Genomic DNA, 17,292 nt, shown 5'->3' on the forward strand with positions numbered 1-17,292 from the left:
CTTTGATTATGCATCAAAAGTATAGGATACATCACCCGAAGCAATACTAAAAAGTATTGTAGTAAGTTAAAAATAGGAGGACATAACATTGGCTATGACAGACAATACATTATCCATTTTTGCCTTAGGAGGCATCAATGAAATCGGTAAAAATATGTATGTTGTACAATACGGAAATGACATGGTGATTATCGACTGTGGTGCTAAGTTTCCAGATGAGAGCTTATTGGGCATTGATTTGATTATTCCCGACATTACTTATTTGCAGGAAAATAAAGATAAGGTAAAAGCACTGATTGTGACACATGGACATGAGGATCACATTGGTGGCATTCCTTATCTCTTAAAAAAATTAAATGTTCCTATTTATGCAACTCGTTTTACACTCGGATTAATTGAGCTAAAGCTAAAAGAACATAAGCTTTTGCGAGAGACAGACTTAATAGAAATACATTCCGATTCCACGTTAAACTTCGGACAAGTTGATGTTAGTTTTTTCAGGACGAACCATAGTATACCTGATTGCTTAGGCATCGTTTTTCATACGCCTGGAGGTAATGTTGTACACACTGGCGACTTCAAATTCGATCTAACACCTGTGAACAATCAATATGCAGATATTCATAAAATGGCCGAAATTGGTACACAGGGTGTGCTTGTTCTGATATCTGAAAGTACAAATGCCGAACGACCTGGATTAACACCATCAGAAAAACTTGTCGGTGGTCATATTGAAGAAGCTTTTTTACATGCAGAACGTAAAGTCATTATCTCTACATTTGCCTCTAACGTAAATCGTATTCAACAGATTGTCGACGCAGCAATTTCCACAAACAGAAAATTAGCCTTGCTTGGGCGTAGTATGGTGAATGTGGTAGACGTTGCTTTACAACGAGGATATTTAACAATACCAGACAATATGCTAATCGATGCACGCGAAGTAAAGTATCTCCCACCAGAAGAAGTGGTTGTTTTATGTACGGGTAGTCAAGGGGAACCTTTAGCAGCGCTTTCTCGCTTAGCTAGCGGAAATCATCGCGAGGTTAAAGTGTTACCTGATGATACGGTTATTTTGGCCGCTTCTCCTATTCCTGGAAATGAGAAAGGCGTATCACGTATTGTCAATAATTTATTTCAGCTAGGAGCAAAGGTAATTTATGGTTCTGCTAGTAATACGGGGATGCATGTTTCTGGACATGGTTATCAAGAAGATTTAAAGTTAATGCTGACCTTTATGAAGCCAAAATTTTTCATACCCATTCACGGGGAATTTCGTATGTTACACCAGCATCGGTTGTTAGCAGAAGCGGTAGGCGTCAAAAGAGGTCATACCTTTATCATGAAAAATGGGGATGTCGTTGATATAGAAAATGCACAGGCTCGGCAAACTCGCAAAATTCCATCCGGTGATACTTATGTTGATGGCATTGGTATAGGTGAAGTGGAAGGTATTGTATTACGTGACCGTAAACAGCTGTCTGAAGATGGAATGCTCGTTATTGTGTTAACGCTAAGTAAGGTAGATGGCACGATTATTTCAGAACCTGACAAGATTTCACGTGGGTTTGTTTATGCAAAAGATTCGGAAACACTGTTAAGCAAAGTAGATGTTCTCGTAAAAACAACAGTTAATGAATTGCAGGAAGAAAATAAACAGCAAATATTCGTCTTAAAAAAAGAAATTAAGAAAGTAGTGGGCCAATATCTCTTTTCTCAAACGAAGCGAAAACCAATGATATTGCCAATTATTATTGAAATCTGATTTGAGATAAGAAGAGGCTTTTCGTTTGCATAAAGATCCACAAGACATTTCACATGCAAGAGTATTTGTTTATTATCGCTCAAATATAGCTAAAACAAACAGTCGGTGTAGGAGCTACTTGTCACCTCTTGCACCGACAAATCTTTTGTTACTTCATTTCACACAGCCTTTCAATCGAAAAGTGTGTTTCTTGGATTTCTTTAAAAAAATCACCTTTAAAAACTTTATGAAGCAAAGAATTATAACAATTTTGAGCTTGATTAAATCCTCGATGTAAGTCGCTAGTATGGTTTTCTACCTGTAATGAAATATTGCTAAAATGCTGGGGTAAACCTTCTACCGCTGTTATTAAGGCTTCCTTATTTTTCATTAAAAGCTGCAGGGCATTTAAAAACTGCACGATTTCCGTTTGCACTTCAATTTCAGGGAGATCTACGGTTGCATAATACAAATGTTGCCAATCGTTACTTAACTGGTACCATTTGAGAAAATACAGTAGGTAATCACTCAAAATGATGCTTTCATCTGGGATGATTGCTACGATATCATTTTTAATGCAAACTTCTGTTTCACATTGGTAGATATTTTTTTCTGTGCTACTCATGCCATTTTTAGCAAGAATGATTGTCTTAGCTGGTACTTTTACATACTTAAAACGCTTTATATTTGAGAAATAATGCATATTTGGTGCTGATAATCCGGCAACAATTAAAACTATTTCGTTTAATCTATAACGTTTTATCATGTTTGTATCCCTCACTTTTATTTGCCTAGTCTACAACATATTTTTTGAATTTTTTTACATATTTTTATGTATAATTGTTAAATCTCACACGGATAAATTATTCCCCCTCTCAATTGTACCACTTTAATGAAACTTTTTCTCTATTATACAAATATAATGGTATATGCATTTTAAATGTTTTTCTCTAGCTTTTTACATAGAGGTGAATGATATGTCAGACTTTTTAAAGCTAGTAGGCGAACAACTCCGTATCATCAGATTATCTAAGGGTCTTAGTCAAGAAGAAGTTGCAGAAAGAACGGGGAAGTTAGGTTTTAGTAAAGGTCGAATCTCAAATATTGAGCATGGTCAATCTAATATCACATTAAGCACATTAGAAATGCTTATGAAAGCATTAGATATTGCACCTGAAGAACTTTTTAATTTTCAAAAATTATCTGGTGCTACCGATATTGAAGAGAAAAATCTTATGCTCGACATTCATCGCTCATTACTAAGAGAGCGTAATTTAGATGAAGTAAAATATGTTGTACGCATAACAAAGGATTTTTTAGATACTGTCGATGCACAATCAAAGAAAAACAGCCCGAATGGATAACAATTCCATTTGAGCTGTTTTTCGTTTTATATAAATATTCATAATGCTTTTTATGGCAACACTGCTCATGAGATGTATCGGCTTATGTCGATAGAGTTAGTTATTCCATGCCAAATTTTTGACGATAGCCGCATTTTCTACATAGTTCTTCGACCGCTTCTCGTCTTGAAAAACCATCAACAATATTAGTCGCACGTTCACCCTCGACGATATCTGTAAATGATGTCTGATTGACATTACCTAAATTGATAATACCCTCTCCATCAAGGCAACACGGCACAACAGTACCATCCACAAGAATCGCAGCTTGGCTACGTAATGCATGACAAAAACCTTTGCCCTCATCCTCAGGCGCAAGTAGACTAGGCCATCTAAACTCATGATCCTGATTCAAATAAATATTGTTGGCAATTTTCACGCCTTTCCCCGGTTGAACCTCTTCCTCAATACGATAATCAAGTTCATATTCATTTTCTAAGATTTCCAACGTCTCACGATTGCGTCTCGCCGCAATATCCGTTACATGTTCCTTTTGTAAATTCCAGAGACGATATGAAATGATGGTATTAAAGTCTTTTGCATCACGAACAAAATCTAATATGTCACCTAAATATTTCTCACGATTCTCTGAGCCCTCATGACCATCAAAGCTATGTAATGAGAAATTGATTTGGCGTAGCGCAGGTTTTCCTAATAATTTTTCACGATTCTTTTTAATCAATGTCCCATTGGTTGTAATATTGACCTTAAAGCCCTTGGCATGTGCAGCATCTAATAACTGATCAATGCGGGGATGCAACAGTGGTTCCCCTTTGACATGCAAGTAAATATATTTAGTATGTGGTCGTATTTCATCAAGGATTTTATTAAATTGCTCTACCTTAATCAGCCCTTTTGCACGTGCAGTCGGCGGGCAGAAACTACAGGCTAAGTTACAGACACTCGTAATTTCTATATAAACCTTTTTAAATGTTCTCACCGTTTTTCACCGTTCCAGTTCTATGTTATTCAAATAATCTTATTCATTTTAACAAATTTTCACGATAGCGAGCAGTTATTCATCATTTATTTCTCGTAGGCTAGGTTTTAATATGACACTTACTTTGAAATATTTCTATGTCAGTACAAGGCTACACGTACAAGTAAGTTCAAGTTAAGTTAATACGTTAGTAATATACCTGGATGAAAGGAGTAAGCAAACGATGGGATATAAAGATTTCTCGAGGAGAAATAATTCATCAGAAGAACCGGAAAGAGAACATTCAAAAAATCACGCAAAAGATAATATCACGATTCATCTCACGTTTAATATTGGAAATACGGATATCCATTTTGAACAAAGAGCTGAGGGTGGTGGACAGATTAATAAAGATGTGGGGACAAATGCCAACCGAGGTGGGCAAAACGCTTTAAACGGTAGCCAAACAAGAAACCATAATTCTCAATTCGCTGATGGGAATGGTAGAAGTGGCATAGCAGGTAATGACAATGACGAAACCGGTGGATAACAAGGAATAAAAGTACGTGATAGCTCAGTAATCGATAGCGACATACATTCAAGTTCCAATCAAAATCAAGAAGAAAACCAAGATCATTTAAAAAGAAACACCAAGAAAAAAGAATAAGCGTTCACCCCATTGAATCTAACTAGTAAAACTTCTATCTGCGGGATTTAACTTATCTCTCCAACCGATAGAAGTTTTACAATTATACAGAACGCTTATAATTTTTAGTCCCATCATATGAATATAGTACAGGCTTCGCATCAACACACGTTTCCAAGTGTACTGGGCGCCCCCATAGTTGATAAATGTAGGGTAATACATTCTCTAAATAGTGTGGATCAAGCTCCATCCCTTCGTAGCCATGCACCAAATATAATTCACCATTCCGTAAGTAGTCGCCATTTTTTACGACGATATATGGAAATCCACCATTTACTCGTATGGATACGAGCTGATCGCGCACCATTTCATGGTCTTTATCTGTAATGCGGTATTCATTGCCTTTTTTCTGGAACAGATAAAGATCCTCTTGTTTTGCTAAATCCTTCGTTAAGTAATTACGAATAAAAGAAATATCCGATTCAATCTCTCGCACCTCAAACATTTTCTCACGACCAGAGTTCGGTAGTACACCCAGCTTTGTCATTTCTTCTGTTGGATTATTATAGCGTTGTTCAATATCCTCAAAAATCTTCAGTCCCAGATAGTAAGGGTTAATAGACGTTTTTGATGGTTGCACAACGCCTGCATTTAATTTAGCATATTCAATCGTTTCTGTTGTAGTGAGCTTGAGCTCACGCATAATTCGTTGGTGCCAATAAGATGCCCAGCCTTCATTCATTATTTTTGTTTCTAATTGCGGCCAGAAGTACAGCATTTCCTCACGCATCATTGTTAAAATATCGCGCTGCCACTCCTCCAGCTCTCGACTATGTTCCTCAATAAATAGCAATATATCTTTTTCTGGTTTTGACGGAAATGGCTTTATCTTTCTTCGAATCGGCCTATGCTCTTTTTCCTTTTCATCCAAGCTCCAAAGATCATCATATGGTGACTTTGACGTAATCATTTCTTCTTCGTACTCATCCTCATCATCCTTAAACAGCTTAGGTCGTACTATGGATGGATCGATATGCTCTTGAATAGCTAACACTGCATCTAAAAACTGTTCAACCTCTTCCTTACCGTACTCACTTTCATAGCTTGCTATTCGTTCAGCTGTTGCTGTCATGCTCTCGACCATATCTCGTCTTGTGTTGGAAAAGCGCACATTATTTTTGAAAAAATCGCAGTGGGCCAATACATGGGCAATGATTAGCTTATTTTGTGTTAATGAATTTGTATCAAGTAAAAATGCATAGCATGGATCCGAGTTAATGACCAATTCATAAATTTGACTTAACCCTAAATCATATTGCAATTTCATTTTATGGAATTGTTTCCCGAAGCTCCAATGCGAAAAACGTGTAGGCATACCATATGCGCCAAATGTATAAATAATATCTGCTGGACATATTTCGTATCGCATCGGGTAAAAATCTAAACCGAAACCTGTCGCAATTTCTGTTATTTCATCAATCGCTCGGTGAAGCTCATTCTCCATTTTCCGCTCCCTCCTTTGGAATAATACTCAGTACCCTCCATCACTAATCTATAAATTAAGACTCACTTTTCTGGAAAAAACTTTTTAGGGCATCATAGACATCGCCCTTTTTTTTCAAAATATGATACCTAAATTTCTCATCTTCGATTTTTTTGTAAGTATACATTAGTGTAGAAAAACGGTTATGTTGATTTACTTCACCGTATCCAAACATACTTGAAACATCCATTAGCTCTCCAACTAACTTCAAGCACTTCTCATTATCCATCGAAATGTTTTCACCGTCCGAAAAATGTACCGGGTAAATATTGTAGCGAGAAGGATTATACTTTTCTTGTATTAGTTCTAGGGCTTTTATATAGGCAGATGAACAAATAGTTCCCCCACTCTCTCCCTTAGTAAAAAACTCCTCCTCGGTCACCACTTTGGCCTCCGTATGGTGTGCAATAAATTCAATTTCCACTGATCCATACTTTGAGCGTAAAAATCTCGTCATCCAAAAGAAAAAGCTTCTGGCACAATATTTTTCAAAGGAACCCATCGAACCACTGGTATCCATCATAGCTAGGACTACTGCCTTCGATTCTGGCTTTTCTACCTCATCCCATGTTTTAAAGCGCAAATCATCATTATGAATCGGCGTAATTTCTGCTTTCCCCTGCATTGCATTCCGTTTCAGTGCATTTAGGATAGTACGCTTCTTATCGACATTGCCCATAAGCCCTTTTTTTCTTATATCATTAAATTCAATTTTTTCGGTTTTAATATCTTGTTTTTCTTTTTGCTGTAAATTTGGTAGCTCTAACTCTTTAAATAACACATTTTGTATTTCTTCTATGGTTACCTCTGCCTCATAGTAATCATTACCAGGCTTATCACCTGCTTCTTTGCCTTGGCCATTACCTTGATTTCCTCTACCTGGTTCACGTGCGACAACATCACCTACATTACTGTCCCCTTGTCCTTGGCCTACATGTTTCGAGTTATCGTAGTTATATCGAATCTTATATTCATCCAGAGAACGTATAGGTATTTTAATAACCTCGCGGCCATTGGACATCACAATACTTTCTTCGCTTACTAAATCTGGTAAATTATTTTTAATGGCATCTTTAACTTTTTCCATATGCCGTTGTTGATCTTGGTGCCCTTTACGATGGAGGGACCAATTTTCCTGAGAGATGACATATCGTTTATTCTGATTTTCAGTCATTTTCATCCTCACCCATCTATCAAATTTACTTTTTCTATACTATGCTTGTAATCAGCTATATTGCACTTTTTTTAAAAATCAATTACACATTACACCTTATTGAAATTTTTGCTGGCACTTCATTTTCGCACACATAAACAATGCGTCTGTTTTTCAAATGATGCTCAGCTGCTCGAAGGAAGTCCCTCATGATGTCGGTCCGGTCGCTAAAGACTCAGGGCGCGGCAAGTTTAGCCTATGCTCCGCTACTTCATTTGGCTTCCTCAAAAATGAATGAAGATAAAAAGAGTGCCCTAAAAATGGGACACTCCTATTCAGCCTTTATCGATTCAATAGACTACCTACATATTGCAATAATTCATTTGCGGATGTTGTATTATAACCATGTTCGTCAACAAGTCTTGCCACAACTTCATTAATTTTCTTCAACTGCGATTCATCTGGCATTTTAGAAGACGTTGTAATTTTCACAACATCTTTTAAGTCTGCAAATAGTTTCTTCTGAATCGCTTCTCGTAATCTTTCATGAGAATTATAATCAAATCGTTTGCCATTTCTCGCATACGCAGATATACGGATTAAAATTTCCTCACGGAATGCCTTTTTCGCATTTTCCGAAATGCCGATTTGTTCTTCAATTGAACGCATCAATTTTTCGTCAGGATTCATTTCTTCACCAGTCAAACGATCAAAAATTTTGTTTTTATTACAAAATGCCTCAACATTATCGAGGTAATTATTCATTAATGTTTTTGCAGACTCTTCATACGAATAAACAAATGCTTTTTGCACTTCATTTTTCGCAATGTCATCGTACTCTCTTCTAGCAACTGCAATATAATTCATGTATTTCTCTCGGTCTTCCTGCGAGATGGAAGCATGCTGATCCAACCCATCCTTCAGTGAACGCAGAACATCTAACGCATTTATAGATGGTATTTCTTTGCGAATAATGGCTGAAGAAATCCGATTAATAATATACCGTGGATCAATACCGTTCATGCCTTCGTTTGGAAACTCTTTTTTAAGCTCCTCTAAGTCAACGGAATTAAATCCCTCCACATTTTCTCCGTCGTACAAGCGCATTTTTTTAATAAGATCCACACCTTGTTTTTTCGGAACTTCCAGTCTTGTTAGGACCGAAAAGATTGCTGCGGCCTTCAATGCATGTGGTGCAATATGAACATGAGCTATATCGCTTTCCTTAATCATCTTTTCATAAATCAGTTCTTCCTGGCTTACTTTCAAATTATAAGGAATCGGCATGACAATAATTCGAGAATGTAATGCTTCGTTCTTCTTATTAGAAATGAATGAACGATATTCGGTTTCGTTTGTATGTGCCACAATTAACTCATCAGCACTAATTAATGCAAATCTCCCCGCTTTAAAATTACCTTCCTGAGTTAGTGACAATAAATTCCATAAGAATTTCTCGTCTAATTTCAGCATTTCTTGGAATTCCATCATTCCTCGATTGGCCTTGTTCAGTTCCCCATCAAAGCGATAAGCGCGGGGGTCTGATTCTGACCCAAACACACCAATTGTCGAGAAATCAATGCTGCCCGTCAAATCCGCGATATCCTGCGATTTTGGATCAGAAGGTGTAAAAGTTCCGATCCCTACTCGTTTGTCTTCCGAAAAAGTAATACGCTCAATGATGACATTCTCAATACGTCCATCGTATTCCTTTTCAAGACGCATCGTATTTAAAGGCGATAAACTACCCTCTATCCGTATACCATACTCCTCATAAAAATCTTTGCGTAAATGATGAGGAATCAAATGTAAAGGGTCTTCATGCATTGGACATCCCTTAATTGCAAAGACCGCTCCCTCATCCGTTCGCGAATATTGCTCAAGTCCACGTTTCAGCAAGGTTACAATCGTTGATTTACCACCACTTACTGGCCCCATTAGTAGCAAAATTCGTTTCCTTACATCCAATCTTCGTGCTGCAGGATGGAAATACTCCTCCACCAATCTTTCAATTGCTGTTTCAAGCCCAAAAATTTCTTGACCAAAAAACTGATACATCTTTTGCCCGTCGCGTTCCTCTAAACCTGCACTTTTGATCATATTGTAGACGCGTGAATGGGCAGTTTGAGCAACTTCAGGTCTTTCCTTAATAATGCTTAAATAATCTGCAAATGTACCTTCCCACTTCAGTCGATTTTCTTCTTCGCGATAGCTCATCACTTTGTTTAAAATGTTGATAGCCTTCCCTCCATTCAGGGCTTGATTTATAACATAGTATGAAATAAGAGACATTATGATACCCATTACTTTTTTGCATTCTTTAAATAATCCGATGCATAGTGTTTGAATGATAGCCAAACTACACTCCATACCTAGGTTAGTTCCAAGAACACTTCTGCTAAAAAATCCACCTTGCTTTTTAGTTTGCCTTCAAACTGTTGTAACAAGTGAATCACTAGATGATCGTACTTCGTTGGACAAACTATACTTATGAAATAGTTAAATTCGGTTATTCTAACTGTAGAAAGGAGGTTCATTTATTGAGTCGTCGTCATGTTATTTTCCTTTTAACATTGTTGTTCATATGGAGTTTTACTCTACCTATTGTTACATTTGCAAATGAAGAGCACTCTAAAGAGGAGATTTTACAACAACGAATGTCTTATTATGTACAATTTGATGAATTATTGATTCCATGGCACTTCTTAGCTGCCATCGACCAATACGAACGAAATTTACAGTCGGTCCGCTCAGACATACCAAAGCGTGAAAGTTATATTGCTATTCAATTTTCTGACGAATATTGGTCAGGTGCATTGAATCCTGTAAAGGAAGATACAACCCCCGAAACCATTAGTTATTTCGGAGGGATGGGGCTTGATGGCGATGGTGATGGTATTGCAAGTCCGAAAGATGATGAGGATGTAATATTTTCCATGGCCAGCTATTTAAGTAAGTTTGGTTCGACGGATGAAGATTTTAAATTAGCGTTATGGGAATACTACAGAAGTGAAGAAGCCGTCAATCAAATCACAACAATATCCACCTTGTATAGGCATTTTAAAACAACAGACCTTGATGCACATACCTTCCCAATCCCTGTCCGTAACAATTACAGCTTTAGAGGAACTTGGGGCGATAATAGAGGCTGGGGCGGACGACGAATACATGAAGGAACCGATATTTTTGCCGGCTATGGTACGCCTGTGCTATCTACTTCCTATGGTGTAGTCGAAGTAAAAGGCTGGAATCAATTTGGTGGCTGGCGAATTGGCATTCGGGATAATCATAATTCATATCATTATTATGCCCACCTAGGTAGCTTTCATAAGGATATTGAGATTGGAGACATTGTAAAGCCTGGAACAGTTGTCGGTTATGTTGGAAGCTCCGGCTACGGCAAAGAAGGGACATCCGGAAAATTCCCACCACATCTTCATTATGGCATTTACAAGTTTAACGGACGCACGGAATGGGCATTTGATCCATATCCTTCATTACTTCAATGGGAACGACAAGCAAAAAAAGCAAAGTAATAAGGAAAACTTTTTTAAGGTTGTTCAATAAGCATGTTCTGCTTATTGAATAGCCTTTTCTATTTACATAAAAAATCATGGATTGTTTATCAACAACTAAAATGTAAAAATTTAACTATGCAACGATTTGAAATTTCTCTATACTTGTAATAAATAAATAATTTTAACTGGAGAATGGATATGATAGTGAAAACAAAACCTTTAAAAATCCAACTTAAACAAACACAAAATCCTCTCGAAGATTTTATGCTCATCAATAAAAATAATCTTGATTCTGTTAGCAAAGAAATTCTTTTCGTAAGATATATTGGCCTTCCGAATACCATCGAACATTACGTTGAAAATATCATTAGCATAGACCAATATTTTACTTCAAGCATATCAACTACAAACTACTTACGTTTGAATGGACTCGAAGCAATAACAGATAAAAATGATATTAATTGATTATCAACTGTTTGGCATCATTGGCAGACGATCGTCGATAATCCGATTATTGATGCTTATTCACTCTATCAAACACCTCTTTGCTGTCAATTAGATAACGATACTCTTGAATGGACTAAAAAAATCAACTTTATTAAAATCCTTGAAATATATACAAAAACCTACCCTAATTCAAATGCGACATTATTAAAAAATTTTGTCGTGAAATTTTTACACTGGATAGAAATCTATTTACCAAAGCTTTTTAAGCCTATCAATATGTCTCCAAAAGTTATTTTTATCGGAGATATTAAACATCATGAATTTTTATTTTTGTATTTCTTATCTAGTCTTGGCTGTGATATATGCTATATGAACCCGAAAGAGGACATTGCCAATTTGTTTCCTGACATAGCCACATACTCAACATTATATAAATGCACAACCTTATATTCAGCTGAAGTCAGCATTCCTGAATTTATAGCTGCAACAGAAAAAGAGCAAGCCATATCGCCTTCCAAACCACATATGATCTTTCAATCCCCGCCGTCTAATACTGCCAACCGAAAGCAAAGTCCGGTTAATGCTGGCGAATTAAGCTATGAGCAGTTAGCGGGGCTATCGAACGCCGTTGTCATGATCAAAGTGTACGATGAAGAAAATAAAATTATGTGCGGTGGTTCAGGCGTTATTATCCATAGTAGTGGTTATATTTTAACGAATCTACATGTAGTTGGAGGAGGGCATTACTACTCGGTTATATATGAAAACGATACGCAAGAATATCTTACAGATAAATTCATTAAGTATCATCAGCTGTATGACTTGGCAATTATTAAAGTGGATAAAAACTGCGCACCACTCACGCTAAAAACTGATGACAATTTAGTTAGAGGTCAAAAGATTGTTGCTATAGGAAGTCCATTAGGGTTATTTAATTCCTTTTCCGATGGCATCGTATCAGGATTCAGAGACATTGATAATATTCCGATGATACAATTTACTGCCCCTATTTCCAATGGTAGCTCTGGTGGTGCACTGTTAGATATGTTCGGAAGACTAGTAGGTCTAATAACTGGCGGTTTTGATAAAGGGCAAAACCTAAATCTAGCAGTACCTGCCGATAAAATATATGAATTTGCACAAAACTTCATTGAACATTCGAACTAACTTATAGTGCTATAGCAGTCGTAGCTTATGCAACAACTAAATATATTTTTTTCCCTTTCTATCACTAGAGGTGCTGTCCAATAAACTTTGGACAGCATTTTTATTGAGAAAGTAGTCATTAAATCCTGTCCATTCATCTACAATTGGAAGTGATAAATTTCACATTCGTTTCTTTTTGAAAATTAAAATTAAAATATACGTACATACATTTAACTAGATGGTGGAGGTTAGCGGCCTTAACTTTCTACAGCCTTATACTAATAAAACTATTTTTAAAATTCCGATAAAAAAGTCTTATTTTTCTTTTAAAATAGATATAAAATAATAATTGTACTATAACAATTAACATTAGAGGGCTGCTCATTTATGGGTCAATTAAAGGATGGGAAAAATGAAAGGTTTATTTCAATTTAAAACACTTAAAGCTCGTATTTTAAGTGCATTTATCGTCTTGCTAGGTTTAGTTATTTGTTTTACAGCCTATACCTATATTTCTAATACTAAGATGGAACAACAAGCTAAGGGACTTGTTGAAGAAGATCTAGCTGTATTAACTGCCAGTAAAAATTTAGCCATGTCTACAAGCGTTCGACTATCTGCGGCTTTAAGCTATGTTGTAACAGGAGAGGAACAATACATAGATACTTTTAATGAGTATCGTCAAATTGCTGAAGAGAACAACAGCATTGTTGAACAGTACGACAATAGCACTGAGCGTGCAAAAATTGTAGAAATGTCACGCGAATGGAGCAATCGAGTAAATAGTGAAGTATTTGATGTCTATAAAAGTGGCAATAAACAATTAGCATTAGATAATTTAACTGCTATTAATAATCTTGTAACTGAAGTACGAAAAGGCTATGAAGGATTATCAACTAAACGCGCTGAGGATATTACAGCCATCGGCAATGAAGTTGTCTCGACAAGCTCAAACAATAAAACAATTGGCGTAATTGTCAGTATACTATTGACAATAGTAGGAATCCTAATAGCCATTAGTACAGCAAGCCAAATTTCAAAACCTATAAAAATCGTCTCACAACGCATGAAAGAATTAGCTGACGGAAACCTCCGAAACGAACCACTGCCAATTACTCATCGAGATGAAATTGGCCAATTAATGCTTTCGGCAAATGACATGAGTGAGCAACTAAACCAAACGATTAGCACGATTCATGCTGTCTCAGAAAATGTAGCAGCTAGTAGTGAAGAGCTAGCTCAATCTTCAAATGAAGTGCAAACAGGGACAGAGCAAATTAGCGTTACAATGCAAGAGCTAGCTACAGGGACAGAGACACAAGCATCGACTGCTAGCGATTTAGCAGAAACAATGACAACTTTCCGACGCCGCATTCAGGATACAACACAAGAAGGCATGGAATTAAAAGAGCATTCAGGTCAAGTACAAAGTTTAACAACAACAGGTAAGGACTTAATGGTACGTTCAACACAGCAAATGGCTACGATTAATGAGATTGTATTAGATTCAGTGAAGAAGGTAGAAGGCTTAAATGAGCAATCTGCTGAAATTTCAAAGCTTATTTCAGTCATTGATGAGATCTCAAACCAAACAAATTTACTTGCACTAAACGCGGCAATTGAAGCAGCACGTGCAGGAGAACACGGAAAAGGCTTTGCCGTTGTAGCCGATGAAGTGCGTAAGCTAGCAGAACAGGTGCAGTTCTCTGTAACGGATATATCAACAATCGTCAATCGTATCCAGAGTGAAACAAGTAATGTGACAAATTCTCTGCAATTAGGCTACGAGGAAGTAAAAAAAGGAACCTCCCAACTGAATCAAACAAACGAAACATTCGATCATATTTCTGATGCTGTGACAGAGATGATTAATAACATTACTGTCATTTCAGGCAATCTAAACGAAGTTGTGCAAAATTCCGAATCCATAAATGTTTCTATTGATGAAATGGCCTCTATTTCACAGGAATCTGCTGCTGGTGTGGAAGAAACAACAGCTACCGTAGAACAAACAGCAGCTACCATGGATGAAATTTCAAAAAGTGCAAACCAACTGGCTGATATGGCTGAAGAGCTAAACATACAACTACAGAAGTTTAAAATTTAGAAACGAGGCTGGGTCAAAAGAGAAAAAGTGTTAGATTGACTGATGTCGATCTAACACTTTTTTGCTGTAAACGTTGATGTCCACTACGGCGGACGCTTTCCAGGGGCGTGGCCTTCGATACCATCAACTAGTGCTCTCTTCTAAATTTTATTTATGCCAAAAGGAAGAACGTCTAAATTTTTCTTCATTTTAGATAGTAAAAATTTAATAATACCTTTGCTTCTCTTTGTTAAAATTTAAAGTTTTGTCCCAGCCTCGTTTTATTTTTTCACGCAATAATAGTCAATGCCAATTTCGAATTGGGACTCTCTCAAGTTCATATCGCTTAATAATGATACTTATCTTTCGATACCATTGCTCACATAACTCTAATGCTTCACTATATGCGTCCTCTTCTCTGGAAATCGGTTTGTTATTTGCCATAAATACATATTCTAAGATGGGTGTAGATAAATTATCAACGACTATTTTTAAAGCTATTTGTGATACTGTATCATCTGTTTCTTCTTGTAAATCATTAGCATCTGGTAAAGGGTCTTGCTCTCCATCGATTAATGATCCGCTTAACAAACCATTTCTAGTACTAGCAATTATAATATTGTCATCTTCTACTATAGATACTTCGTATATTTTTTGAAACTGTATTTCTTTCTTTGTCACTTCAGCTTCCCAATCTGCTCTATTAGCAAGCAACAGCGTATTAGTCGGTTCATTTAATAACAATGCATGTAAGCAGTCACTAGAAATTGTACATTGGGTATGTGGAATATTCATTAGTTCCTCTTCGCTTTGTCTTTTCAATGCTGCGTTTCTGCTGAAAGATCTGTATTTCCCCTTAACATAACGGAAAATCCCTACCGTCAATAATCCTAATCCAATATAAAAATATATACCTCTTACTATAGCTACTTCCATTGCATTTGCTAGCATCAAATAGATAATACCTAATAACAGTAGAAAAAAGGTTTTCACAAAAATCCCACCTTCAGAAAAATAATAGATAGGAAAATATCTATTTACTAGAAATCTTATTCAAGAGAAACACTTTTCATGCTTAATTTATCTGGAGATTAAAGGATAAAATAAAACAACACAACAACATCACATACTGCAATGTTGTTGCGTTACATAAATTATCAGTGTGTCCTAATAGACTATCGTCAATTAATTTGATTGTTCCATTAGTTCATCTTTACTCCCCACATCATCTAACGTTTTATCTTTTTCAATTTTATGCATATCAAGCACATGTTGTGTAGGAGGGATAAGAAGGCTCACAACAATAATTGTTATACCTGATATAACTACACCAGAGAAAACAGGTGCTAACCATAACTCACTTAATAAACCTAGGAAACCTTCTGATTGTACATTAAACCCAGGCACAAACGTTAGTGTCGTAATTATATAATAGACTAGTCCTACTGAGATACTAGCCCATACTGCTGGCGTGCTTACACGTTTCCAAAACGGTCCTAAAACGATTGGCCAGAAAATCGTTACAAATATAACATCCCATGCTAAATAAGCTAAATCAATGACTTTTTGAAAGCTAATCGCTAGTACTAAACCGAGTAAAGCACTACATAGAATCACTAACCTCGAAAATCTTAATAGGTTTTTAGGGTCAGGATTACGATTAATGAAATCTAGGTAGATATTCTTTGTCACAATACCAGAAGTTGCAACATAACATGCTGCTACAGTAGACATCCCCATCGCTGCCATGGCAGTTAAAAAGATAGCCGCCAATAACGGTGGGAAGTACCCTTGGGCAAAAGTAAGCATTAGCGTTTCTGGATTTGTACTATTAGGGTAAATCGTTTTGAAAGCTTCACCTAACATACCTGGTATCCAGCTAATCGCAATGATGACTGAACCTGCAATAATCATACTACGCTGTGCTACCCTTGGACTTTTGGCAGCTGCAACCCTTTGTCCTAAGTCCACTGCTGGAATGTCACCAAGTGCAAGTACAAGATAAAGTGTCCAAAATTCTGCACCAGCCTTATTGAATAACTCACTGATATTCCACCACTCTGGGTTAAATGTAACGTCAGGATAATAGAATAGAATAAAGATAGTAATCCCTAAAATGCCGGCTACTGCAAGTGCCCCTTGTACAATTTCAGTATATGCTACGGCCCATAAACCACCAATTACTGAATAAAGAGCCGTTAAGGAAACAAATAGCAGTGCTGCCGGAAGAAATTCAATTTGCAATAGTTGCTGTATAATGTATGTTCCGCCAACAGTTAAGGCAGCAGCATTAAAAACACCAAATGCAATTGCCATGACGATTCCGGTGTATGCACCTAACTTTTTACTACCATATCTTAAACCGTAGTAGTCCGCTAAAGTCCAGCCCTTTAATCTTCTCAGTGGTTTTGTCCAAATCAACGCCCCTAGAATCATACAAGTTCCTAAGCCACCCATTGTTGCAGAACCTTCAAAGCCACCACTTGTATACCCCGAACCTACAGCGGCAAAAAAGAATGGGGCTGCTAATAATGCAGCAATTAAACTTCCTGTGACCACCGATAGTGGCATACTCCAACCGGCCACTATCAAATCTTCTGCTGTTTTTACACGTTTGTAGCCTTTATATCCAATATAATAAATAAAAATTAAGTACAAGCTAAAGACGATTATATTTAACATTTTATTGC

The 17,292-nt window shown here is 36.7% G+C and carries 14 protein-coding genes; 7 read left to right on the plus strand and 7 right to left on the minus strand.

The genetic code is table 11. The features are described 5' to 3' along the window. Positions 1-94 precede the first annotated feature (94 nt). Positions 95-1,762, plus strand: coding sequence for a ribonuclease J (locus C9J31_RS20360; protein ID WP_107924744.1), 1,668 nt, complete (start codon positions 95-97; stop codon positions 1,760-1,762). Between the two features lie 148 nt (positions 1,763-1,910). On the opposite strand, the gene C9J31_RS20365 is transcribed toward C9J31_RS20360, so the two are convergent. Further along, positions 1,911-2,507, minus strand: a complete 597-nt coding sequence (locus tag C9J31_RS20365; protein ID WP_107950055.1) for a restriction endonuclease subunit S domain-containing protein — start codon at positions 2,505-2,507, stop codon at positions 1,911-1,913. A gap of 211 nt (positions 2,508-2,718) precedes the next feature. On the opposite strand from C9J31_RS20365, the gene C9J31_RS20370 reads away from it, so the two are divergent. Next, the gene (locus C9J31_RS20370; protein ID WP_107924701.1) at positions 2,719-3,105 is read left to right on the plus strand and encodes a helix-turn-helix domain-containing protein; all 387 of its coding nucleotides are present in this window, start codon (positions 2,719-2,721) and stop codon (positions 3,103-3,105) included. Positions 3,106-3,205: 100 nt separating this feature from the next. Here the strand turns inward: C9J31_RS20370 and C9J31_RS20375 are convergent, their stop codons facing one another. Further along, entirely contained in the window at positions 3,206-4,084 is an 879-nt protein-coding gene (locus C9J31_RS20375) for a radical SAM/SPASM domain-containing protein (RefSeq protein ID WP_107950053.1), read from the minus strand. A 223-nt stretch (positions 4,085-4,307) separates the two neighbouring features. On the opposite strand from C9J31_RS20375, the gene C9J31_RS20380 reads away from it, so the two are divergent. Then, entirely contained in the window at positions 4,308-4,613 is a 306-nt protein-coding gene (locus C9J31_RS20380) for a hypothetical protein (RefSeq protein ID WP_235616289.1), read from the plus strand. Positions 4,614-4,812: 199 nt separating this feature from the next. Here C9J31_RS20380 and C9J31_RS20385 read toward each other — a convergent pair whose 3' ends face one another. The 3 genes from C9J31_RS20385 to C9J31_RS20395 all read right to left on the minus strand — a co-directional run bounded on the left by C9J31_RS20385 (position 4,813) and on the right by C9J31_RS20395 (position 9,643). Then, positions 4,813-6,213 carry a SpoVR family protein gene (locus C9J31_RS20385; RefSeq protein ID WP_107924702.1) on the minus strand — a complete coding sequence of 467 codons (1,401 nt, stop codon included), beginning with the start codon at positions 6,211-6,213 and terminating at the stop codon, positions 4,813-4,815. Positions 6,214-6,268: 55 nt separating this feature from the next. After that, on the minus strand, positions 6,269-7,426 hold the full coding sequence (gene yhbH, locus C9J31_RS20390; protein ID WP_107950051.1) for a sporulation protein YhbH: 1,158 nt from the start codon (positions 7,424-7,426) through the stop codon (positions 6,269-6,271). Between the two features lie 321 nt (positions 7,427-7,747). After that, positions 7,748-9,643, minus strand: a complete 1,896-nt coding sequence (locus C9J31_RS20395) for a PrkA family serine protein kinase (RefSeq protein WP_107924745.1) — start codon at positions 9,641-9,643, stop codon at positions 7,748-7,750. Positions 9,644-9,945: 302 nt separating this feature from the next. On the opposite strand from C9J31_RS20395, the gene C9J31_RS20400 reads away from it, so the two are divergent. The 4 genes from C9J31_RS20400 (at position 9,946) to C9J31_RS20410 (ending at position 14,623) form a co-directional block, all read left to right on the plus strand. Beyond that, positions 9,946-10,941, plus strand: coding sequence for a M23 family metallopeptidase (locus tag C9J31_RS20400; protein ID WP_238602118.1), 996 nt, complete (start codon positions 9,946-9,948; stop codon positions 10,939-10,941). 180 nt (positions 10,942-11,121) lie between these two features. Beyond that, positions 11,122-11,388 (plus strand): hypothetical protein, encoded by a 267-nt coding sequence (locus C9J31_RS23860; protein WP_238602117.1) that lies wholly within the window; start codon positions 11,122-11,124, stop codon positions 11,386-11,388. A gap of 138 nt (positions 11,389-11,526) precedes the next feature. After that, complete coding sequence (locus tag C9J31_RS20405; RefSeq protein WP_342345595.1) at positions 11,527-12,537, plus strand: trypsin-like peptidase domain-containing protein; 1,011 nt, start codon at positions 11,527-11,529, stop codon at positions 12,535-12,537. Between the two features lie 391 nt (positions 12,538-12,928). Continuing rightward, entirely contained in the window at positions 12,929-14,623 is a 1,695-nt protein-coding gene (locus C9J31_RS20410; protein ID WP_107950047.1) for a methyl-accepting chemotaxis protein, read from the plus strand. 282 nt (positions 14,624-14,905) lie between these two features. Here C9J31_RS20410 and C9J31_RS20415 read toward each other — a convergent pair whose 3' ends face one another. Both C9J31_RS20415 and C9J31_RS20420 read right to left on the minus strand, forming a co-directional pair. Beyond that, positions 14,906-15,595: a hypothetical protein gene (locus tag C9J31_RS20415; protein ID WP_107950045.1), complete on the minus strand. Its 690-nt coding sequence runs from the start codon at positions 15,593-15,595 to the stop codon at positions 14,906-14,908. Positions 15,596-15,787: 192 nt separating this feature from the next. Beyond that, positions 15,788-17,284 (minus strand): sodium:solute symporter family protein, encoded by a 1,497-nt coding sequence (locus C9J31_RS20420; RefSeq protein ID WP_107950043.1) that lies wholly within the window; start codon positions 17,282-17,284, stop codon positions 15,788-15,790. Positions 17,285-17,292: the final 8 nt, after the last annotated feature.

The sequence above is a fragment of the Lysinibacillus parviboronicapiens genome, from assembly GCF_003049605.2.
Classification (GTDB): Bacteria; Bacillota; Bacilli; order Bacillales_A; family Planococcaceae; genus Lysinibacillus; species Lysinibacillus parviboronicapiens.